The organism is Nocardia altamirensis NBRC 108246 (assembly GCF_001612685.1).
GTDB lineage: Bacteria > Actinomycetota > Actinomycetes > Mycobacteriales > Mycobacteriaceae > Nocardia > Nocardia altamirensis.
Genome location: NZ_BDAY01000098.1, coordinates 22,286 through 42,837, shown reverse-complemented (window position 1 = coordinate 42,837; position 20,552 = coordinate 22,286). Strand labels below are relative to the sequence as shown.

Genomic DNA, 20,552 nt, shown 5'->3' with positions numbered 1-20,552 from the left:
AACCGACCAATCCAGCGCCGCAGTCGAACCGATCGGATAGCACTACTTCCGAAGCGGGCGCCGGGCTTCCAGCTTGGCGTCATCAGCGGCGGCACGGCCATCGTCCCAACCGTTGGCGTTGCCGATGGCGACGCCGCGATTGCGGACTGTCGGGAAGAGGGTGTCGAATGCCTTGTCCACCTGCACCTGATGGGAGGCGAGCACCGGCAGTAGACGCGCCGATTCGGTGGATTGCGCGATGGTGGTCTCGGTGGCGGCGGTCAACCGCTCACCGATCCGCGTGGCATAGGCGAGCAGGAACGACTTGCGGTACGCGCGGCTGCGCGAGTCCGCACTGCGCTGTTCCTGATTGCCGCTGGCGATCATCGCCCTGGTGGCCTGCACGAGTAGCGATGTCGTCAACAGCTCGATGACCTCCAGATCGCTGTCGTCCCCGACGACGGTCATGAATCCCCATTCCGAACTGAAGATCGCCCGGCTGCGGTTGGCTTGGGCGACCGTGTCGACGAGCAGCGCCTTGGCTTCGAGATACGGAGTGTCCAGCCAGATCCTCTGTGCGCCGGGCAGATCGGGCGCAGCGGTGTCCGCGTCGATCAGCACGCGGTCGAGTGCGTATTTCGTCATCAGCTCTTGTGCCTTCGCCGAAAGCGCTTCGGCCTCTTCGGGAAACGAGGTGGACTCGGCCTTCGCGAGCAGCCCACGGACCCGGCCCAATACCTTCTCGTCGACGTGATGGTGCGAGGCGGTGTTCGGTCGCGCGGTGCCAGGAAGCGGACGGATGAGTTCGAGCCGCGGCAGCCGGATCAGCAGCGCCAGCGCCTGGACCGCGGTGGTGAGCGCTTCGGTCGGAGTCAGGAGGTGCTTCGTCGCCCACTGACCGAGGTGTGGTGCCGACGTCGACCACCAGACAACAGCCTCGAGTTGGTCGAGCTGTGCGCGCCAGGTCTCGTCGACCGATGCGGCGGCGAAAGGCTGCATGTACGTGGTGATGACGTCGGTGAGCAGCGCGATCGCGTGCTCGTCGAGGTGCCGCCGCGCGGCCCGGTGGACGTCCCACGGCAGCCATCCGTTCTGGAAGATCCGGGCGATGATGCGCTGACCCGCTAGGTGCACGCCGTGCTCCACCTGCGGTGTCAGTCGATCCCGACCAGCGAGCGCCGCCGCGCAACGCTCTGCTGCCGCCACAGCCCCACGTGCGGTCTCCATCGCAGCGGCCATCAGCATGTTGGCGATCTCGGCCGCGTCCGCCGATGAATCTGGGGTCTTCTGTTCAGACCAGAAGTCGCCGCCCCCAGTCGGACCGCTGTGCGGCCGTCGGCCGGTGCGCCGCCGACGGTTCTGCTTGCCCATGTACCCAACCTATTCGCGATCCGCCGGCATCGATGCCTCGCAACGATAGAGCAACCTACCGACCTCGAATCCACCTGAGTCAGTGATATTGGGTGGCAGTGTTCCAGCCGTTGAACATTCGCATGCCGTAGAGCAGTGGCCTGCCTGCGGCGTCGCTGTGGGTGATCTGGATGGGCCGCCCGAAAATTACTGTGTGCGTTTCTATTTGGAGATGGCCGACCACCTTGCAGTCGGCGACCGCGAAGGCATCGGATGTCAAGGCAGGCATGCCGTTCGGAGTTCGATGCCATTCGACCGAGCGGAACCGCGCGCTGGTCGGTGCCGCGAACAGTTTCGCGACCGCGGTGGCGCCGACATGCAGGAGGTTCACCGCGAAACCGCCACTCGCCACGACCGCCGCGCCCGAACGACCCGCCTGGTTCGCGCAGACGAGCAGAGTCGGCGGATCCATCGAGACGCTGCACAGCGATGTGCAGGTGAAACCGGTGGGACAACCGTCGGGGAGCACGCTGGTCACCACGGCGACTCCGCTGGGGAACGAGCTCATGAACTGCCGGAAATCGCTTGTGTCGTACTGCTGCTGACCGGTCATCTTGTTGCTTCCTGTTGCCCGGACGTCGTCGGGGTCACACCCCGCGGAAAATCAATGCGGCCATCACGATCATCAAGATTCCGCCTGCGGCATTGATCGACGCGATGGATCCGTTGGTGCGCGCAAGCCACCCCTTCATCCGATGAGCGCCTTCGAGCCAGAGCGAGTCGACGAAGAACCCGACCAGTACCGGAACGAACGCAAGCACGGTCAGGCCGGGGAATACCGCTGTTCCGGCAGGCAGAAAACTCGGCGTGATGGTCCCGAAAATGATCATGGCCTTGGGATTGGTTGCGCCGACCAGCCAGCCGGTGGCCAGCGGTCGAGTAGAGCCTGCGGTCTCCGGCATCGAGGCCTCGGCAACCTTTCTTTTTCGGAAGGCCGCCAGCAGAAACGAGAGGCCGAGCAGGATCAGTACGACGGCGCCGACGGTTCGAAGGGCTGTTTGTACGAAGCTGCTCTGCTGTATCGCCACTCCCAAGAATGTGGTGATGAGAATGCCTGCCGTCAGCGTGCCGAGCGCGTTCCCGAGGACACTCCGGAACGCCGTGGCCTTTCCTGCCGCCAACGTCTGACCGACGATATAGAGGATGCTGGGACCTGGAATGGCGATCAGGGTGACGACAGTGGCGGCAAGTGCCCCGACTGCGGCGATCACCGGACCATTGAATCACGGGTGAGATGGTCCAGATATTCGTAACACGAGGGCAAGCTTTCGACCGCGGCAGCGGCTCGTTTGCGTACGTCGGCGAACCCGGCATCGGCGGCGCCGGTGCGGAAATTCCGCAACGCAGGCCGCGGTGTCTCGGGTCCGATGCCGAGACCGAGGATCATCGTGTTCCAGGAATACGATTCGAATCCGTGGTACTCCGGGTAGATGTTCTGCTCGTCGAGCAAGCCGTTCTCGGCGAACTTCAGGATGCGCTCGAGCTCTTGCGGAAGTGGTGTCAGTTTCACGTCTCGCCAATATTCGGTGTCGTTCCGTGCGGCGCCGACGAAATGCATGACAAGGAAGCTCTTGACCCCTTCGACCACGTGCCGAACTCGCCTGTTGTACTCCTCGCGCAACCAGGCATTGTCGTCGGTGCCGGGGAAGAAGCGGACCAACTCCTCGATGCCGTGCTGGATGAAGAAGATCCCGGTGGATTCGAGCGGCTCGACGAACGCGCTGGCGAGCCCGATGGCGACGCAGTTGGCGACCCATGATCGCCGACTACGTCCGATGCGCATGCGAATGTGGTTGGCTTCCAGGCCCGAGGTGTCGACGGGTATGGATGCTCGCAGTTCCGCCTCGGCCTGTTCGGGTGTCGTGTAGCGGTCGCAGTACACGTACCCGTAGCCGTTTCGTTCGTAGAGTGGAATCGTCCAGCGCCAGCCGCAATTCATGGTCTGGGCGGTGGTGTACGGTTCCATCTCCTCGGTGACGGCGCGGGGGACACGCAGTGCGACCGCGCGATTGTTGGGTAGCACGTCGGCGAAGGATTCGAACGGCTCGGCGAGTGCGTCCGCCAACATCAGCGATCGGAAGCCGGTGCAGTCGATGTAGAGGTCCGCCGTCAGCGTGCCGTGCTCGGACGACTCGACACCGGAGATTCCGTCGTTGTCGGTCCGCACGTCGGTCACGTCGTCGACGATGTGCCTGACTCCCCGCTCGATGGCGTACTTCGACAGAAATGCGGCTACCTTGTCCGCGTCGAAGTGATACGCATAGGGGAACTGTTCGACCTGATCCAGCATGGTCGACTGCCCGAGATCTTCGGAAACTGTTCTGCCGTAGAGACTTCCGTCGATGGCCCGCGGTGAACGTCGGGCGGCGCAGAGCGTCGGTGTGATGAACGCTGCCTCGTCGAACCGGTCCGTTCGATCGCCGGCGAGCCACCATTCGGCCAGGCTGAACCCGTGCACTCGATTCCAGCGTTCGAACGGATGATAGAAATGGTCGCCGTCGCCGCTCCAGTTCTGAAATCTAATGGCGAGCTTGTAGCCCCCTGCGCACTGCGGCAGCCACTCGCGCTCGTCGAGTTCGAGGTAGTCGAAGAAATGCCGGATGGTGCTGAATGTTGCCTCACCGACGCCGATTCGGCCCGTCGTTGCGGATTCGATCAACGAGACGGATACACCGGGCAAAGCCTTGGACAAATATGCGGCGGTCATCCAACCCGCCGTCCCGCCGCCCACGATCAAGACATTACGTGCCATAACGATAGCTCCCCGCTTATGTTCCCCCCGGCACGGCGTGCAAATGTCGGGCCTGCGGCATTGCTGTCCCTGCGGCACGCCGATGATCGCACGTGTATTTGCGCACGAGAGCTCGATTCAGCGCAAAGCTCGATTGTCTGCTGAGGCTCTGTGTGCCCTATTCGCAGGAAACGCACTGCGCGCATCGTTGCGCGACAAGATGTTTCACATGCCGAAGGATATGTCTACGCAGTTGCGTGGACCCCCCAATTCCCGTTGCCGGAACTGTCGCCTCCCTTTCTACCGATTGGAATCAACCGTGTCAACGGTCGACTTAGGCATTTCGGCATACCTGGTGGTAGGTAGAATTGGTTGCACCACAAGGGGTTTGCCGTCCTGGATGGCGACTGCGTGTTTCGAATGGGCGCTGCCGGTGGTTGCCGCCTAGGCCGGCAAGTCGAGCGCCGGGCTGTAGTCGATCTTCCAGTCGGCGTAAACACCCAGCGTGCCGTCAGCTATACAACGCAGGCCGACGCTGATCCACCGGATGTCCCCGTTGTCGCGTAGGGCATATCCGACGGCGACCGCGAATTCCATACCGCCACACGGGCATGCGCACTCGCCGTGATCGGCGTCGTCCCAGTACTCCGCGCTGTCGGCGATGAAACTCGCTGTGCCGCAGCCGGTGCAGGTGCGCCGCGCGGCGCCTTCGTCGTCATCGGCCTCGACCCGGAAGGCGCGCCCATCGCACTGCGCACACACCGACTCGAGAACCCGGTCGACCTTGTAGCCGTTCGCCCGGAACGCACGGACGAACTCGGCGAGATCCGTGAGATCTTCACCGCGCCACCATTGACCTGACTTGTCTATAACCACGAGGCCTACAGTGCCACGTGACCGCTACCGGCGGCAGCCCCCTGTCCTGCCTGCAGCACGAAGGCCCCCAGCACGCGCCGGAGGCCTTCGGCATCTCAATTACCTACGGGTGCAGCAGGACTCACTCGCTCTCGGCGCCACTTTCCTCTTCGCCGTCTTCCTCGTCGTCTTCGTCGCTTTCCTCGGTATCGGTCTCCGCGGCGGGTTCGTCGTCGCTGTTTTCGTCGTCTGCTTCGTAGCCGGTTTCATCGACCGGAGCGGCAGGTGCGTCTGCTTCTTCGGCTGCTGGCTCGTCGGGAACTTCGGGTGCGGGTGCGGGGTCGGTCATGGATCAATCGTCCTCCGCGCGTGTCCCGCAATCGATGGATCGAAGTCACGATCGCATAGCGCTACCGCGTGTCTGACGTTTTATCTTGTGTCGCAAGAGAATCCGAATCGTCGGTTTCATCAAGTATTGGCTTTGCCGTTGCTTGACAGTGTCGCCGAGAGCTGACGTGCGGCGTCCAGTGTCGCCGAGATGTATTCGTCGCGTTCGGGTTTCGAGGTCGCCGACTGGAGCGGGCCGAGCTGGACTTCGTAGGCCGCGATGCCGGTGGCGTCGAAGACGGGGGCCGCGAGGTAGCTGAGGGGGAGTGCGTCGGTGGAGTCGAGTTCGGACTTGGTGTAGGGCCGGGAGGTGAGTTCGGCGAGCTGGCGGAGCACGCGGGAGCGTAGATGTGGTTGCAGGAGTTCGGTTCCCACGGCGCTGAGCAGATCGGCGAGCAGGTCGACCATGCCTGCGTCGTCGGCACGCGGACGGAAGACGGCGACGCCGTTGGCGCGGACGAGGGTGAGGAGCGCGCCCGCGGTGCGTTGGTCGGCGCCTGCGGCGGTGCGCAGCCAAGTGTTCTGTTCGGTCGCGGTACGCCAGGGCATGACGCTGGCGCCTGCCGGGAATTGGAGTGGGATGCGGTGGCCCACCGGGATTCCGGGGACGACGCGGTGGGTGCCGTGCCGGATGTCGAGCACGGTGAGGCGGTCCGGCTCGATGCGGCTGAAGGTGGCGCCGTAGCCGGTGCGGGTGGCGAGGGCGGCGATGATGTCGCCGACGCCGGGCGGGAGCGCGGCACCGTGCAGGCCGACCAGCGCGGGGCCGATGGCGTAGCCGCGGTGCTGGTCTCGGGCGACCCAGCCCGCGTCGTCGAGTTCGGCCAGGATGGCGGTCGCGGTGGCGCGGGCGATGCCGAGGCGTTCGGCGATGCCTGCGACGCTGACCGGCTCGGTGGCGGTGGTCAGGAGGGACACGATCTCGATGACGCGGCGCGTCGGCGGGGACGCGGAGCGATCGGGCATTGGCGGAATCCCTTGTCTCGATTCGAGCGGACGACCTACTATGTCGAATATTAGATCATCCAGTGTCGAATATTCGACATCCGAAGGTTCGACACCTCGGCGCGAATGGAGCGCGAATGATTCTGGACCGGTTCCGCATCGATGGGCAGGTCGCCGTTGTCACGGGCGCGGGTCGCGGGTTGGGTGCGGCGATCGCGGTGGCCTTTGCCGAGGCGGGCGCGGATGTGCTGATCGCGGCACGAACCAAGAGCCAGTTGGACGCGGTGGCCGAGCAGGTGTCGCAGGCCGGGCGGCAGGCGCATGTCGTTGCGGCGGATCTGAGCGATCTCGACGCGACCGCCGCGCTGGCGGAGGCGGCGGTGCAGCGGTTCGGTCGCCTGGACATCGTGGTGAACAACGTCGGCGGCGCGATGCCGTGCCCGTTGCTCGACACCACACCGCAGGCGCTGGTCGATGCCTTCAATTTCAATGTCACCAACGCGCACGCACTGGTGCGGGCCGCGGTGCCGCACATCCTCGCGACGGCGGGCGGCGGCTCGATTCTCAACATCACCTCGACCATGGGCAGGCTCCCCGGCCGGGCCTTCGCGGCCTACGGCACGGCCAAGGCCGCGCTGGCGCACTACACGAAACTCGCCGCGCTCGACCTGAATCCACGCATCCGCGTGAACGCGATCGCGCCGGGCTCGATCCTGACCTCCGCGCTGGAAATCGTCGCGAGCAACGACGCGATGCGTACCCAGCTGGAGTCGAAGACACCACTACAGTCGATCGGTGATCCCGACGATATCGCGGCCGCCGCGCTCTATCTGGTCTCGCCCGCCGGAAAGTACCTCACGGGCAAGGTGCTCGAGCCCGACGGCGGCCTGATCGCCCCGAACCTCGACCTTCCGATCGGAGACCTCTGAGATGACCTATCGCGTAGTGCAGTGGGGGACTGGCAACGTCGGCAAGCACGCGCTGGCAGGCGTCATCGCCAATCCTGATCTGGAATTGACCGGCGTCTGGGTGTCCGGCCCCGCGAAGGCGGGACAGGACGCGGGAGCCCTTGCGGGACTAGATCATTCGGTCGGCGTCGCGGCGTCGATGGACGCCGACGCCATCCTCGCGGCGAAACCCGATTGCGTCGTCTACTGCTCGATGACCGACAACCGCCTGTTCGAAGCCGTCGGCGACCTGCAGCGGATACTCAGTGCCGGAATCAACGTGGTCGCCTGCGCGCCGGTGTTCTTCCAGTACCCGTACGGCGTACTGCCAGACGAACTGCTGAAGCCGGTGGAAGAGGCGGCGGCACAGGGCAATTCGTCGCTGTTCGTCAACGGCATCGATCCTGGTTTCGCCAACGACCTACTGCCGCTGGCACTCGCGGGCACCTGTCTGCGCATTGATCAGCTGCGCTGCATAGAGATCGTCGACTACGCCAGCTACGACAACCGTGAAGTCATGTTCGACATCATGGGTTTCGGTAAGCCGGTCGACGACATCCCGCTGCTGCTGCAGCCCGGCGTGCTCTCACTCGCGTGGGGTGGCGTGGTACGCCAGCTGGCCGCGGGCATCGGCGTCACCCTCGACACGGTCACCGAAACCTACGAACGGATCCCGGCAGCCCATTCCTTCGACATCGCCACCGGTCACATCGCCGAGGGCACCGCTGCCGCACTGCGTTTCGAGGTCCGCGGCATGGTTGGCGACGATGTCGTCACCGTCCTGGAGCACGTGACTCGCCTGCACCCTGACCTCTGCCCCGACTGGCCGCAGCCTGCTGAGCAGCAAGGCTCCTACCGCGTCGAAATCACCGGCGAACCCAGTTACGCCATGGATCTGGTGACATCGAGCCGCAACGGCGACCACAACTACGCCACGTTGGTCGGCACGGCCATGCGCATCGTCAACGCGATCCCCGCCGTGGTCCAGGCACCGCCGGGCATCGTGACCGCCCTCGACCTGCCGCTCATCACCAGCCCTGCGGCACGGAACGGAAAGCCCTAGCGGCGGTGGCTCATTCGCGCGATCGATACCGTTCCAGCAGCCGCACGTGGTTCGGTTCGAGTTCGGCGAGTGTGCCGACACCGAGCAGCTTCATCGTCCGCACGATCTGCGTGCGCAGGATGTCGATGGCCCGGTCGACGCCTGCCTCACCGCCCGCCATCAGCCCATACAGATAGGCCCGCCCGATGAGGGTGAACCGCGCGCCGAGGGCGACGGCGGCGACGATGTCGGCACCGTGCATGATGCCGGTGTCGAGGTGTATCTCCATGTCGTCGCCGACCTCACGCACCACCGACGGCAGCAGATGCAGCGGCACGGGCGCGCGATCCAATTGCCGCCCACCGTGATTCGACAACACGATGCCGTCGACACCGAGCCCGGCCAAGCGTTTCGCATCCTCGACGGTCTGCACGCCCTTCACCAGCATCCGCCCCGGCCAGTGCTCCCGGAGCCAGGCCAGGTCGTCGAAGCCGACCGTCGGGTCGAACATGGCGTCGAGCAGTTCACCGACCGTCCCGGACCAGCGGTCGAGCGAGGCGAAGGCCAGCGGTTCGGTGGTGAGGAAGTCCCACCACCACCATGGCCTGCGCAACGCATCGAGCGCGCCGCTCAGCGTGATCGACGGCGGCACCGTCATGCCGTTGCGCGCGTCGCGCAGCCGGGCGCCTGCCACCGGCACGTCGACGGTGACGACGAGGGTGTCGAATTTCGCTGCCGCAGCCCGTTCTACGAGCGCGAGGGAACGATCGCGGTCGGTCCACATGTAGAGCTGGAACCAGTTGCGGGCGTCGGCGCCGGTGCCTGCGGCGAGATCCTCGATGGCCGTTGTCCCCATGGTGGACAACGTGAATGGGATGCCTGCGCGTTCGGCGGCCCGCGCACCGGCCAGTTCGCCAGCGGTGTGCATCATCCTGGTGAACCCGGTCGGCGCGATGCCGAACGGCAGTGTGGCGGTGGCTCCGAGCACCTGGGTGGTGGTGTCTGCCGTCGCGACATTGCGCAGGATCGCGGGTCGGAACTCGATGTCGGAGAACGCTTCCCTGGCCCGGTTCAGGCTGATCTCGGCGTCGGCGGCGCCATCGGTGTAGTCGAAGGCGACCTTCGGGGTGCGGGTGCGCGCCATCTCCCTGAGGTCCCAGATGGTTTGGGCGCGTGCGAGTTTGCGTGCCCGTCCGCCGAACGGACGCTCGAATTTGACCAACGGCGCGAGTTCGCGCGGCCGTGGCATCCGGCGCGCGGTCACCGGCCTGCCCCGGCGGCGTGCGCGGCGGTGCGCAGCCGCAGCGAATGCATGCCGCTGTCGACTTCGAGCATGGTCCCGGTTGTCGACGCGGCCGTCGGACCGGCCAAATAGGCGACCGCACCGGCTACTTCGGCCGCGGTGACCAGCCGTCCGTGTGGCTGTCGCGCGCGGAGCGCGGCCATTTCGGCTTCGGGATCCGCGCTGGCCGCAAGCAGCCGTTGCACCCATGGTGTGTCGACGGTGCCCGGATTCACGCAGTTCACCCTAACGCCCTCGCCGAGGTGGTCGGCGGCCATCGCGCGAGTGAGTGCAAGGATGGCGCCCTTGCTTGCGCTGTAGACGGCACGGTCGGGCAGCCCGGTGGTGGCGGCGATCGAGCAGATGTGCACGATCGCGGCGGCGGGCGAGCGCCGCAGGTGGCGGAGCGCGGCGCGGGAGACGCGCACTGTGCCGAACACATTCACGTCGAATACTCGTCGCCAGTCGGCGTCGGTGCTGTCTTCGATGGTGCCCTGCGCGCCGATGCCTGCGCAGTTGACGAGGATGTCGATCCGTCCGAACGCGTCCATCACCGCCGCCATCGCGCGCCGCACCGAATCGTCCTCGGTGACATCGCAACGCAGGGCCAGTCCCGACGCGGGTGCCGTGCCGCTCGGCTCGAGATCCAGCACCGCCACCCGCGCGCCCGCGGCCGCGAACGTCTCGGCGACCGCCTGCCCGATCCCGGACGCGCCACCGGTGACTACGGCCACCAGCCCGTCGAATGTGCCATGCGACGACATACCGTCCACCTTCTCGCGTCGATCCCGGTGCGAGCAACCGCCCAGAACAGATCCGATGTTTGACCCTGGCGAAGATAGCACCGCACCCCGCGATACGGACCAGATTGCCACTGGGAAGCTGAGATTGGTCGATTTTTCTGCTCCCATTGCGTAGACAGACATCCGATGTATAGTCGTGACCCAGATCACTATCTGGAACGAGGATCCCCCATGGCGCGTCTCACGGCGCTGGACACCTTCGATGTCCGGTTCCCGACGTCGCGAGAGCTCGATGGCTCGGACGCGATGAACCCCGACCCCGACTATTCCGCGGCGTACGTGATCCTGCGGACCGACGCGGAAACGGGCGAGGACGGCCACGGTTTCGCGTTCACCATCGGCCGCGGCAACGACGTGCAACGTGTCGCCATCGAATCGCTCGCACACCTGGTTGTCGGCCGCTCAGTGGCCGAGGTCGTCGGGGACCTCGGGGGTTTCGCCCGCGCGCTTGCCGGGGACTCCCAATTGCGTTGGCTCGGCCCGGAGAAGGGTGTGCAGCACATGGCGGTGGGCGCGGTGATCAACGCCGCGTGGGATCTCGCCGCGAAATTGGCCGGAAAACCGGTGTGGCAGTTGGTCGCCGAGATGTCGCCGGAACAGATCGTCCAGCTGATCGACTTCCGCTATCTCACCGATGCACTCACGCCGGACGAGGCGCTGGCCATCCTGCGCCGCGCCGAGCCGGGCAGGCGGGAGCGGACGGATCGATTACTCGAGGCGGGCTATCCGGCCTACACCACCTCGCCAGGCTGGCTCGGGTACTCCGACGACAAGCTGGCCAGGCTGGCCAGACAGGCGGTGGCCGACGGTTTCGGCACCATCAAGATCAAGGTCGGCCGCGACGTCGACGAGGACGTGCGGCGGATCAAGGTCGCCAGGGAGGCCATCGGGCCCGACATCGGGTTGGCCGTCGACGCGAACCAGCGCTGGGACGTCGGACCCGCGGTGGACTGGATTTCCCGGCTGGCGTCGGCGAATCCGGCCTGGGTCGAGGAGCCGACCAGTCCGGACGACATTCTCGGGCACGCCGAGATCCGGCGTCGCGTTGCGCCCGTGCGGATTTCGACCGGCGAGCACGGCCAGAACCGGATCCTGTTCAAGCAGCTGCTGCAGGCAGGCGCGGTCGACATCCTGCAAATCGACGCGGCCAGGGTGGCAGGAGTCAACGAGAACCTGGCAATTCTGTTGCTGGCGGCCAAGTTCGGGGTTCCGGTGGTGCCGCACGCGGGTGGCGTCGGACTGTGCGAGCTGGTGCAACACCTGGCGATGATCGACTACATCGCGATCAGCGGCAGCATCGAGGGGCGGGCGATCGAATTCGTCGATCACCTGCACGAGCATTTCCGGTATCCGGTGCGCGTGCGCGGCGGACGCTACCTGGCGCCGCGTGAGCCGGGCTTCAGCGCCGAAATGCTACCGGCTTCACTACAGGACCACACCTACCCGACCGGCGCCGCCTGGCGCGACACCGACTCGAATTCGACACCGGGAGTTGATCTCTCGACCCACCCGCAGGAGAAATCATGAAAGCCGCCAGCATCATCGGCATAGCCATCGGCGCGACGCTGATCATCGCCAGCACAGCGTGTTCGCGGGATCCGATCGATACCGGCAAGAGTGGCGCAGGCGTCACCGTCGGCAGCGGTGCGGAATCCGGCGTCCTCGTCGGTGCGGATCAGCCACGCTCGGACTCCGACTTCTGGAGCGCTTACGCGGGCTATCTAGGCCCGAAAGCCGCTGCGGCGGGGGTGAAACTGGAGAACACCTCCTCCGACAACGACGCCAACCGGCTGAAGTCGAACGTCGACACCCTGCTGTCGAAGAACGTCAAGGCGATCATCATGGCACCGCAGGACACCGCAGCGGTGAAACCCGCACTCGCCGCCGCCTCCGCGAAAAGTGTGCCGGTGGTCAGCGTCGACACCCGGCCGGACAGTGGCGGTGTGTACATGGTGGTGCGCGCCGACAACCGCGCCTACGGCACCAAGTCCTGCATCTACCTCGGCGAAACACTCAAAGGCACAGGCAAAGTCGTCGAGTTTCAAGGTGACCTGAGCTCGATCAACGGCCGCGACCGGTCTGAGGCGTTCGCCGAGTGCATGAAGACGCGCTACCCCGGCATCAAGGTCATCGAGATCCCCACTGACTGGAAGGGCGACCGTGCCGTCTCGGGCCTGCAGGACAAACTGCTGACCGATCCCGATATCAACGGCATCTACATGCAGGCGGGTGGCGTGTTCCTGCAGTCGACACTCGCCTTGCTGAAGCGCAGCGGCAAACTGGTGAAAGCCGGTGCGCCCGGCCATATCACGATCGTGTCGAACGACGGCATCAAAGCCGAGCTGGATGCCATCGAGGCGGGCGAGATCGACGCGACGATCTCCCAGCCCGCGGATCTGTACGCGCAGTACGCGGCGGTGTACGCGAAGGCCGCTGTCGACGGCCGCACGTTCACGCCAGGCCCGACCGATCACGGATCGACCATCATCGACACCGGCATCGGCGGGATGCTCGAAGACCAACTGCCCGCTCCCGTCGTCACGAAGACCGGCGGCAAGGTGGGCGAACTCGACACGCTGACCACCTCGGCGCCCGGCCTGTGGGGGCACGGCGGCTGATGACGGCGACCGGGGAACCGATCGCCGAGGCGATCGACGTATCGAAGCGATTCGGCCGCAACGTGATCGCACTGGATCGGGTCGGGCTGCGGGTGACCGCGGGCCGCACGCACGCGCTGGTCGGCCGCAACGGCGCCGGGAAATCGACCCTGGTGTCGATCCTGACCGGACTCGCAGCTCCTGATGAGGGGGAGGTGCGCTTCAACGGTCGCCCTGCGCCGTCGCCCGCCGACCGGGACGGGTGGCGTGCCAAGGTGGCGTGCGTCTACCAGAAGTCCACGATCATCCCCGACCTGTCGGTGGCGGAGAACCTGTTCGTCAACAATCAAGGGTTCGGCGGTCGAATCATCAAGTGGCGCACCGTGCGTCGCCGCGCTCGCGACCTGCTCGACACGTGGTCGGTGCCGGTCGACGTCGACACCGTCGCCCGCGATCTCTCGGTCGAGCACCGGCAGCTGGTGGAGATCGCGCGCTCGCTGTCGCACGGCGCCCGGTTCATCATCCTGGACGAGCCGACCGCGCAGCTCGACGGGCCCGCGATCAAACGGTTGTTCGCCAGGATCGGGGACCTGCAATCGCAGGGTGTCACCTTCTTGTTCATCTCGCATCACCTGGACGAGACCTACGAGATCTGCCGGGACATCACGGTTTTCCGGGACGCCAAGCATGTGGTGACCGCTCCCGCCGAGGAGTTGGGGAAGCGGGAACTCATCGCCGCGATGACCGGTGACTCGGTGGAGCTGCAGACCTCGGTCGCCCGCCGCGACCCCGACCGCTCGGCAGCGCCGACCTTGACAGTCGACGGACTCACGCGCACCGGCGAATTCGCCGATGTGACGTTCGCGGTCCGGCCCGGTGAGATCGTCGGCCTGGCCGGCGGCGGCAGCAGTGGCCGGATCGAGGTCGCCGAGACGATCGTCGGATTGCGCAAGGCGGCAACGGGTTCGGTCCTCGTGTCCGGCAGCGCGCCGCGCGGCGGCGGCGTGCGCGGCGCGCTGGACGCGGGTATCGGCTTCGTGCCGCGCGATCGGCACGAGGAGGGCCTGGTCCCGGAAATGAGCGTCGCCGACAACGCAACGCTGACCGTGCCGCACCGGCTCGGACGGCTCGGCCTGCTGTCCCGGCGCACCCGGAACACGGTGGCGGGCAAGGCCATAGACGAGCTCGGCATCAAAACCGAAGGGCCGGACCAGAGCGTGGCGGAACTGTCGGGCGGCAACCAGCAGAAGGTGGTGTTCGCTCGTGCGCTGGCCACCGATCCCGCGGTGCTCGTGTTGATCACCCCGACGGCGGGCGTCGACGTCCGGTCGAAGGAGACGCTGCGCGCGGTCGTGCGCGCGGCCGCCGACCGCGGCACCGCCGTGCTGGTGGTGTCGGACGAACTCGACGATCTGCGCGACTGCGACCGCGTCGTGGTGATGGTGCAGGGCGCGATCGTGCAGGAATTCGAGCAGGGCTGGGGCGACAAGGAACTCGTCGCCGCGATGGAAGGATTGTCATGACCCCGATCGCGACCGGGCGCGAACCCGCGACCCGCGAGCCGACCGCGACCCGGCGCACGGTGCGCTGGGGTGCGCTGCGCGATTTCCTGCTGGTGCCGCCGATCCTGCTGGTGCTGGTGGTCGGCTACTTCATCAATACCAACTTCGTCTCGCGCGACAACCTCACCAACGTGCTGACCACCATGAGCGGCATCTCGCTGATCGTGCTTGCCGAGGTGCTGGTGCTGGTGGTCGGCCGGATGGACCTGTCGCTGGAATCGACGTTCGGGCTCGCGCCCGGTGTCGCCATCTGGGCGACCATGGGCACCGCGCAGATGGGCGCCTACGCGTGGACGTCGCCGTGGATGGCCATTCCGATCGCGCTGCTCGTCGGTCTTGCGGTCGGCGCGCTGAACGGGGTGCTGATCGTGCGCTTCGGGTTGAACGGCTTCATCGTCACCCTGGCCATGCTCATCGCGCTGCGTGGGTTGCTGACCTTCCTCACCGAGGGGTTCACGCTCACCAAGATTCCGCCGTCGGTCGAATGGTTGGGCAACACCAGGGTTTTGGGGGTGCCGGTCGATGTGGCGCTCTGTTTGGCGCTGTTCGTCCTCGGCTATCTGGTGTTGACCTACACGACGGTGGGGCGGTCGTTGTATGCGGTCGGCGGCAACGAGGCTGCCGCGCGGGCCGCGGGCATTCGCACCGATAACGTCGTTATCGGCGTGCTGGTCATCGCCGGTGGGCTCGCGGCGATCGGGGGCCTGATCTACTCGGGGCAGTTCGCCAGTGTGCAGGTGAGTCAGGGCGACGGGATGATCTTCCAGGTGTTCGCCGCCTGCGTGATCGGCGGCGTCGCGCTCAACGGCGGGCGCGGTTCGGTGCTCGGCGCCTTCTTCGGTGTCCTGATCCTGACCTTGATTCAGAAGCTGCTGTCCTACGGCGGAGTGAGTGCCGACTCGCTCAAGTTCATCAACGGTGCGCTGATCCTGGTCGCCTTGGTGATCACCCGGGTCGCCAGTGGACGACGGCAGGAGTAGCGGTGCGAATCGCGTTGCACACCAGGCTGAAACCCGGCGCCGAAGCCGAGTACGCGGCGGCGCATCGAGCGGTGCCCGCCGAGTTGGTCGCGGCGATCAGGTCTGCCGGGGCCACCGACTGGACCATCTGGCGCAGCGGCAGCGAGCTGTTCCACGTGATCGACTGCGCCGCATACGATGTGCTGCTCGAGCGGCTGGCCGAGCTGCCGGTGAACATCGCATGGCAGGTGCGGATGGACGAGTATCTGGCAGCGGCGCACGACTATTCGGCCGCGGGCGCCGGCGCGGGGCTGCCGGTGGTGTGGGAGCTGAATCCCGCACCGGTAGCGGGAGAATGACGTGGCACAGCGGTACGACGAAGAATTGCCAGTGCGATCCGGTGGCACGACGACGCGGCACAGCGGAGTGACGCAAGGCCTCGAGCACATTGTGCTCGGCGGTGCCGGGTATGCGGGGTTGTTTCGCCCGGTGCGGGCCGAGGACGCGCAGGCGGCGCTCACGGCGGCCTGGGAGGCGGGCATCCGTGCTTTCGACACCGCGCCGCACTATGGCGCAGGCGGCAGCGAGGAGCGGCTCGGCGCGTTCCTGCGCGAGCGCCCACGAGGGGCCTACCGGCTCTCCACCAAGGTCGGACGTCTGCTCTATGACGATCCGCTGGCTCCCGACGGTGCGGCCGACTTCTACGGCATGCCGAAACGTTCACGGCGACGGGACTATTCGGGGGGCGGTGTCCGCCGGTCGCTGATGGAGTCGCTCGACCGGCTGGCCCTGGATCGGGTCGACCTGCTCCTGATTCATGATCCCGACGACTACCAGGAGGAAGCGCTGGCCGGGGCGATGCCCGAGCTGCAACGAATGCGGGACCGCGGCGTGGTCGCGGAAATCGGCATCGGCGTCAACGACGTAGCGGTCGCATTGCGCTTCGTTCGGGAGGCCGACATCGATCAGGTGATGATCGCGGGCCGATACACCCTGCTCGACCGGCGTGCAGAGGCTGAGCTGCTCCCCGAATGCGCGCGCCGTGGGATCAGGGTGCAAGTGGCCGGTGTGTTGAACAGCGGCATCCTGGCGGATCCCGTGCGTAAGGCGACCTTTGATTACCGGCAGGCCGTTGGCGAGGTTGTCGAGCGTGCGCTGGCGATGGACCGGCTCTGCGCGGCCTATGACGTTCCGTTGCGGGCGGCGGCGTTGCAATTCCCGCGTCGCAACGCCGCGGTCACCGCGACGGTGATCGGTGCGGGTACCAGTGAAGAGCTCGCCGATACGATCGCGATGCTGAATACTGTTGTGCCGGTGGAACTCTGGGATGAACTAGACGAGGTAGCGCCGTGCTGATCCGCAGGCGAGTGTCACCCTGCCGCGCGTTGCAGCCACTCCATCACGCCAGCCACGTGGGCGAGGGCGCGCGCATGCGCGAGTTCGGGGTCGCGCGCGGCGATCGCGTCACAGATCCCGCGGTGCTCGGCAACGGTCCGCTCGAACGCTCGCTCCTCGGTGATCCCCCGCCAGATCCGCGCCCGCATGGTCGGCATCGACAGCGAATCCAACAGCGAGCCAAGCACTTTGTTGCCGGAGGCGGCGGCGATCGCGGCGTGGAATTCCAGGTCGAGGGTCACCAGCTCGGTCACCGAGGACGTCTCGGGCACGACCAGCGTCCGCAAGTGCTCGATGCGCTCCTCGGGCATGTGTTGCGCGGCCAGCGCGGTGGCGGCGGGCTCGAGGATCCGCCGCACGCCGAGAATGTCCAAAACCGAATCGTCCTGGTGGAATTCGAGCAGGAAGCTCATCGCGTCGAGCAGCGACTTGGGCTCGAGGCTGGACACGTAGGTGCCGTCGCCTTGGCGCACGTCCAGGATCCGCACCAGCGACAGCGCCCGCACCGCCTCGCGCAGCGAGTTGCGCGAGACGCCGAGCTCGGCGGCCAGATCTGCCTCGCGGGGGAGTCGCGAGCCCGGCTCGAGATCGCCGGAGATGATCATCGCCTTGATCTTCGCTATCGCGTCGTCGGTGACCGACACCTGTTTCCTTCGCCTTCGAGGATGTGAAGCTATGCCTCCGATGACTGTAGACTCCCACGTCCATGTCTGGCAGGTTGACGGCGGAAAATTCGACGTACAGTACGATTGGCTGAACGAAACATCGGATGTATTGCGCCAAAACTACACTTTGGCCGACGTGGATCCGACACTGGCCGACCACGGTGTCGGCGCGATCGTGCTGGTGCAGGCGGCCGATTCGCTCGCCGAGAACCACGCACTGCTTGCCGCGGCCGTCGCCACCCAGCGCCCCGCGGCGGTGGTCGGCTGGTTGCCGCTGCATCGGCCCGAGCTCGTCGCCGCCGAATTGCCGCGCTGGCGGGCACATCCGGAGTTCGTCGGCGTCCGGCACATGATCCATCGCGATCCGGACCCGAAATGGTTACTGCGCCAGGAAGTTTCCGAGAGTCTGGCACTGCTCGCCGAAGCGGGCTTGGCGTTCGACGCGGTGGCCGAACGGCCGGATCTGCTTGCCCAAGTTCCGTTGATCGCGGGTGAACACCCCGACCTGACGATCATCCTCGACCATCTCGGCAAGCCGCCGATCGCGTCGAATGGCTGGCAGCCGTGGGCCGACCTACTCGCCGACGCGGCGGCCGCGCCGAACGTGGTGGCCAAGATCTCCGGATTGGCGACGGTATCCGGCACGGAGATCAGCGCCGCACGCTGGCAACCGTATGTCGACCACGCACTGGCGGTCTTCGGGCCGGGACGCCTGATGGTCGGCGGCGATTGGCCTTTCACCCTGACCGCTGCGTCCTATCCCACCGTATGGCGCACCACCATGGCCACCCTCGCCCACCTCGATCCGGCCGAACGGGTGCAGGTGCTGACCGAAGTGGCTTGGCGGACATACCAACTGCCCCTCGCGCCAACCTGGATGACCTTAGGAGAACTCGAATGAAGTTGCAGCGCATCGGTGCACCCGGCGCGGAACAGCCGATCGTCGTCGACGGCGAGTACGCCTACGATCTGCGACCACTCACCGGCGACATCGACGGCGACTTCCTCGCCGCAGGCGGCATCGAGACCGTCGCCGCCGCACTCGCGGCCGGACAGCTGCCCCGGGTCGACATCGACGGGCAGCGCATCGGCGCGCCGATCGCGCGGCCCCAGGCGGTGTGGTGCGTCGGCATGAACTACGCCGCGCACGCCGCGGAATCGGGTTCGGCGCCGCCGCAGGCGCCCGTCGTGTTCTTCAAGACGCCCAACACCGTGGTCGGGCCGTACGACGACGTGCTGATTCCGCGTGATTCCCGCAAGACCGACTGGGAAGTCGAACTCGCGCTGGTGATCGGGCGGCGGGCGCGCTACCTCGACTCGGCCGAAGCGGGGCTGAATCACATTGCCGGATACACCATCTCGAACGACGTCTCGGAACGTGCGTTCCAGCTCGAACATTCGGGCGGGCAGTGGTCGAAAGGTAAGTGCTGCGAGACATTCAATCCGCTGGGCCCCGCGCTGGTGCCGCGCGACCGGCTCGACCCGGCCGATCTGCGGCTGCGGTCGTTCGTGAACGGTGAAGCGAGGCAAGACTCCAGCACCGCCGACCTCATCTTCGACGTCGGCTTCCTCGTCTGGCATCTGTCGCAGTACGCCGTCCTCGAACCCGGCGATGTCATCAACACCGGAACGCCTGCGGGGGTTGCACTTTCCGGCCGGTACCCGTATCTGCGCGACGGTGATGTGGTCGAAGTCGAGATCGAAGGGATCGGGCGCGCGAGGCAGCTGTTCCGGGACGCTGCGTAGGTGCGTAGGTGCGGTGCGGTGGTGCCGCGGGGTCGTGGCGGAGGGTGCCCTACGGCCCCGGTCCGGTGGCGGGGGCTGCGGTGCGGTGATGAGTGGCCGCGTTGCGGTGGCTGGGTGCCTGCCCCCGCCCGCCGAAATCACTTGTCGGCGAGCACCTCCAGCGCCCGATCGACATCGTCGATGTCGTTGTACAGATGGAACGAGAACCGCAGCCCGCCGTTGCGTGCCGAGGTCATCACCCCAGCCCGCTCCAGCCGCTGCGCCGCATCGCCCGCCCCTTGCACCGACACGATCGGCGAACGGTTCGGCACGAACGCCACGTCGAGCGCGGACAACCCGGCCCGGAAGCGGTCGGCCAGGTCGAGGTTGTGTGCGTTGATCTTCTCGACCGTGAGCTCCTCGATCAGCGAGATGCCCGCACTCGCGGCGATCACACCGAGCCAGTCCGGAGTCGAATCGAATCGCCGTGCGGCGGTCGACAAGGCGACCGGCTTGTACAGCTCGGCCCACCGATCCTCGGCCGCGTACCAGCTCAAGTTGACCGGGCGCGCGGCAGCAGCGGCCTCGGGTCCCGCTGCGAAGAAGGTGACGCTGCGCGCACCGATCAACCATTTGAACGTCGCGCACACCCAGTAGTCGGCGTCGGCGAAGGTCAGCGGCAGCCAGCTCGCCGCCTGCGTGGCGTCCACCAGCAGTCTGGCGCTGTTCGCCGTGGTGGCCGCGCGCAGGGCGGGCAGATCGGTCATCCGGCCGTCCGCCGACTGCACCACACTCACCGCGACCAGATCGGTCTCCGGCCGCACCTCCTCGATGATGCGTTCCAGCGGCACGACCCGCACCGTGAGATCGCCGCGATACAGGAAAGGCATGGTCACCGAGGCGAACTCGCCCTCGGCCACCAGAACTTCGGCGTTGGGTGGCAGCGCGACGGCGATCGGTGCGATCAACGGGGCGACGCCGCCGCCGAGCGCGATATCGTCGGCGGTCGCGCCGTCGAGCAGCCTGGCGAACGACTCGCGCAGTTGTGGTACCAGGTGATCCTGTGTCGCCGGTGCGCCTCGGCCGCTCGACCACCGCGCGTTGGCTTCTTGGACCGCGGTCAGCGACCGCGCGGACGGCAGGCCGTAGGAGGCCGTGTTGAGGTAGGTGGCTTCGGGCGCGAACTCATCGGGGGCGAGGGAGGTCATAGTGGCAGCATTCGCCGCCCGCGACGCGTCGTCCAGCGCCAGGGAGCCGAAAGTGGACCG

21 protein-coding genes are annotated in these 20,552 nt (G+C 66.5%); 10 read left to right on the top strand and 11 right to left on the bottom strand.

What is annotated here, in order from left to right; all coding sequences use genetic code 11:
• Nucleotides 1-42: 42 nt before the first annotated feature.
• The 7 genes from NA11_RS37930 to NA11_RS37900 form a co-directional block, all read right to left on the bottom strand.
• On the bottom strand, nt 43-1,350 hold the full coding sequence (locus NA11_RS37930; RefSeq protein ID WP_069166915.1) for a DUF2786 domain-containing protein: 1,308 nt from the start codon (nt 1,348-1,350) through the stop codon (nt 43-45).
• Nucleotides 1,351-1,429: 79 nt separating this feature from the next.
• Nucleotides 1,430-1,942: a flavin reductase family protein gene (locus NA11_RS37925; protein ID WP_069166914.1), complete on the bottom strand. Its 513-nt coding sequence runs from the start codon at nt 1,940-1,942 to the stop codon at nt 1,430-1,432.
• Between the two features lie 34 nt (nt 1,943-1,976).
• Nucleotides 1,977-2,600: a LysE family translocator gene (locus tag NA11_RS37920; protein WP_069166913.1), complete on the bottom strand. Its 624-nt coding sequence runs from the start codon at nt 2,598-2,600 to the stop codon at nt 1,977-1,979.
• The gene (locus NA11_RS37915; RefSeq protein WP_084655421.1) at nt 2,597-4,141 is read right to left on the bottom strand and encodes a tryptophan halogenase family protein; all 1,545 of its coding nucleotides are present in this window, start codon (nt 4,139-4,141) and stop codon (nt 2,597-2,599) included. The genes NA11_RS37920 and NA11_RS37915 overlap by 4 nt, the downstream gene beginning before the upstream one ends.
• 423 nt (nt 4,142-4,564) lie before the next feature.
• Entirely contained in the window at nt 4,565-4,996 is a 432-nt protein-coding gene (locus NA11_RS37910) for a hypothetical protein (RefSeq protein WP_069166912.1), read from the bottom strand.
• 121 nt (nt 4,997-5,117) lie between these two features.
• A complete protein-coding gene (locus NA11_RS37905; protein ID WP_069166911.1) occupies nt 5,118-5,324 on the bottom strand; it encodes a hypothetical protein in 207 nt (68 codons plus the stop codon).
• Nucleotides 5,325-5,443: 119 nt separating this feature from the next.
• A complete protein-coding gene (locus NA11_RS37900) occupies nt 5,444-6,328 on the bottom strand; it encodes a helix-turn-helix domain-containing protein (protein WP_069166910.1) in 885 nt (294 codons plus the stop codon).
• 116 nt (nt 6,329-6,444) lie between these two features.
• Between NA11_RS37900 and NA11_RS37895 the strand changes: the two genes are divergently transcribed.
• On the top strand, nt 6,445-7,236 hold the full coding sequence (locus tag NA11_RS37895) for an SDR family oxidoreductase (protein WP_069166909.1): 792 nt from the start codon (nt 6,445-6,447) through the stop codon (nt 7,234-7,236).
• A gap of 1 nt (nt 7,237) precedes the next feature.
• The gene (locus NA11_RS37890) at nt 7,238-8,317 is read left to right on the top strand and encodes an NAD(P)H-dependent amine dehydrogenase family protein (RefSeq protein ID WP_069166908.1); all 1,080 of its coding nucleotides are present in this window, start codon (nt 7,238-7,240) and stop codon (nt 8,315-8,317) included.
• Nucleotides 8,318-8,327: 10 nt separating this feature from the next.
• Here NA11_RS37890 and NA11_RS37885 read toward each other — a convergent pair whose 3' ends face one another.
• On the bottom strand, nt 8,328-9,545 hold the full coding sequence (locus NA11_RS37885; RefSeq protein WP_069166923.1) for an alpha-hydroxy acid oxidase: 1,218 nt from the start codon (nt 9,543-9,545) through the stop codon (nt 8,328-8,330).
• Between the two features lie 11 nt (nt 9,546-9,556).
• Nucleotides 9,557-10,342, bottom strand: coding sequence for an SDR family NAD(P)-dependent oxidoreductase (locus NA11_RS37880; RefSeq protein WP_069166907.1), 786 nt, complete (start codon nt 10,340-10,342; stop codon nt 9,557-9,559).
• Between the two features lie 210 nt (nt 10,343-10,552).
• Here NA11_RS37880 and NA11_RS37875 point away from each other — a divergent pair, with 210 nt between their 5' ends.
• The 6 genes from NA11_RS37875 to NA11_RS37850 are packed head-to-tail and all read left to right on the top strand — an operon-like array spanning nt 10,553 to nt 16,855.
• Nucleotides 10,553-11,908: an L-fuconate dehydratase gene (locus NA11_RS37875; protein ID WP_084655420.1), complete on the top strand. Its 1,356-nt coding sequence runs from the start codon at nt 10,553-10,555 to the stop codon at nt 11,906-11,908.
• Nucleotides 11,905-12,999, top strand: a complete 1,095-nt coding sequence (locus NA11_RS37870) for a sugar ABC transporter substrate-binding protein (RefSeq protein ID WP_069166906.1) — start codon at nt 11,905-11,907, stop codon at nt 12,997-12,999. The genes NA11_RS37875 and NA11_RS37870 overlap by 4 nt, the downstream gene beginning before the upstream one ends.
• Nucleotides 12,999-14,501, top strand: coding sequence for a sugar ABC transporter ATP-binding protein (locus tag NA11_RS37865; protein WP_069166922.1), 1,503 nt, complete (start codon nt 12,999-13,001; stop codon nt 14,499-14,501). Before NA11_RS37870 ends, NA11_RS37865 begins: the two co-directional genes overlap by 1 nt.
• Entirely contained in the window at nt 14,498-15,520 is a 1,023-nt protein-coding gene (locus NA11_RS37860; RefSeq protein WP_069166905.1) for an ABC transporter permease, read from the top strand. Before NA11_RS37865 ends, NA11_RS37860 begins: the two co-directional genes overlap by 4 nt.
• A gap of 2 nt (nt 15,521-15,522) precedes the next feature.
• Nucleotides 15,523-15,858, top strand: coding sequence for an L-rhamnose mutarotase (locus NA11_RS37855; RefSeq protein ID WP_069166904.1), 336 nt, complete (start codon nt 15,523-15,525; stop codon nt 15,856-15,858).
• Between the two features lies 1 nt (nt 15,859).
• Entirely contained in the window at nt 15,860-16,855 is a 996-nt protein-coding gene (locus NA11_RS37850; protein ID WP_245746512.1) for an aldo/keto reductase, read from the top strand.
• 14 nt (nt 16,856-16,869) lie between these two features.
• On the opposite strand, the gene NA11_RS37845 is transcribed toward NA11_RS37850, so the two are convergent.
• Nucleotides 16,870-17,538 carry a FadR/GntR family transcriptional regulator gene (locus NA11_RS37845; RefSeq protein WP_069166903.1) on the bottom strand — a complete coding sequence of 223 codons (669 nt, stop codon included), beginning with the start codon at nt 17,536-17,538 and terminating at the stop codon, nt 16,870-16,872.
• 31 nt (nt 17,539-17,569) lie between these two features.
• Between NA11_RS37845 and NA11_RS37840 the strand changes: the two genes are divergently transcribed.
• The gene (locus NA11_RS37840; RefSeq protein ID WP_369691189.1) at nt 17,570-18,460 is read left to right on the top strand and encodes an amidohydrolase family protein; all 891 of its coding nucleotides are present in this window, start codon (nt 17,570-17,572) and stop codon (nt 18,458-18,460) included.
• Nucleotides 18,457-19,305, top strand: coding sequence for a fumarylacetoacetate hydrolase family protein (locus NA11_RS37835; RefSeq protein ID WP_069166901.1), 849 nt, complete (start codon nt 18,457-18,459; stop codon nt 19,303-19,305). The genes NA11_RS37840 and NA11_RS37835 overlap by 4 nt, the downstream gene beginning before the upstream one ends.
• Nucleotides 19,306-19,442: 137 nt before the next feature.
• On the opposite strand, the gene NA11_RS37830 is transcribed toward NA11_RS37835, so the two are convergent.
• Entirely contained in the window at nt 19,443-20,492 is a 1,050-nt protein-coding gene (locus NA11_RS37830; RefSeq protein ID WP_069166900.1) for an aminotransferase class V-fold PLP-dependent enzyme, read from the bottom strand.
• Nucleotides 20,493-20,552: the final 60 nt, after the last annotated feature.

What these genes read in the sequence shown, in the direction of transcription:
- NA11_RS37840 (WP_369691189.1), top strand. Translation starts at nt 17,570, where the DNA reads ATGCCTCCGATGACTGTAGACTCCCACGTCCATGTCTGGCAGGTTGAC.
- NA11_RS37915 (WP_084655421.1), bottom strand. Translation starts at nt 4,141, where the DNA reads ATGGCACGTAATGTCTTGATCGTGGGCGGCGGGACGGCGGGTTGGATG.
- NA11_RS37875 (WP_084655420.1), top strand. Translation starts at nt 10,553, where the DNA reads ATGGCGCGTCTCACGGCGCTGGACACCTTCGATGTCCGGTTCCCGACG.
- NA11_RS37870 (WP_069166906.1), top strand. Translation starts at nt 11,905, where the DNA reads ATGAAAGCCGCCAGCATCATCGGCATAGCCATCGGCGCGACGCTGATC.
- NA11_RS37905 (WP_069166911.1), bottom strand. Translation starts at nt 5,324, where the DNA reads ATGACCGACCCCGCACCCGCACCCGAAGTTCCCGACGAGCCAGCAGCC.
- NA11_RS37860 (WP_069166905.1), top strand. Translation starts at nt 14,498, where the DNA reads ATGACCCCGATCGCGACCGGGCGCGAACCCGCGACCCGCGAGCCGACC.
- NA11_RS37830 (WP_069166900.1), bottom strand. Translation starts at nt 20,492, where the DNA reads ATGACCTCCCTCGCCCCCGATGAGTTCGCGCCCGAAGCCACCTACCTC.
- NA11_RS37880 (WP_069166907.1), bottom strand. Translation starts at nt 10,342, where the DNA reads ATGTCGTCGCATGGCACATTCGACGGGCTGGTGGCCGTAGTCACCGGT.
- NA11_RS37885 (WP_069166923.1), bottom strand. Translation starts at nt 9,545, where the DNA reads ATGCCACGGCCGCGCGAACTCGCGCCGTTGGTCAAATTCGAGCGTCCG.
- NA11_RS37925 (WP_069166914.1), bottom strand. Translation starts at nt 1,942, where the DNA reads ATGACCGGTCAGCAGCAGTACGACACAAGCGATTTCCGGCAGTTCATG.
- NA11_RS37890 (WP_069166908.1), top strand. Translation starts at nt 7,238, where the DNA reads ATGACCTATCGCGTAGTGCAGTGGGGGACTGGCAACGTCGGCAAGCAC.
- NA11_RS37930 (WP_069166915.1), bottom strand. Translation starts at nt 1,350, where the DNA reads ATGGGCAAGCAGAACCGTCGGCGGCGCACCGGCCGACGGCCGCACAGC.
- NA11_RS37895 (WP_069166909.1), top strand. Translation starts at nt 6,445, where the DNA reads ATGATTCTGGACCGGTTCCGCATCGATGGGCAGGTCGCCGTTGTCACG.
- NA11_RS37865 (WP_069166922.1), top strand. Translation starts at nt 12,999, where the DNA reads ATGACGGCGACCGGGGAACCGATCGCCGAGGCGATCGACGTATCGAAG.
- NA11_RS37900 (WP_069166910.1), bottom strand. Translation starts at nt 6,328, where the DNA reads ATGCCCGATCGCTCCGCGTCCCCGCCGACGCGCCGCGTCATCGAGATC.
- NA11_RS37835 (WP_069166901.1), top strand. Translation starts at nt 18,457, where the DNA reads ATGAAGTTGCAGCGCATCGGTGCACCCGGCGCGGAACAGCCGATCGTC.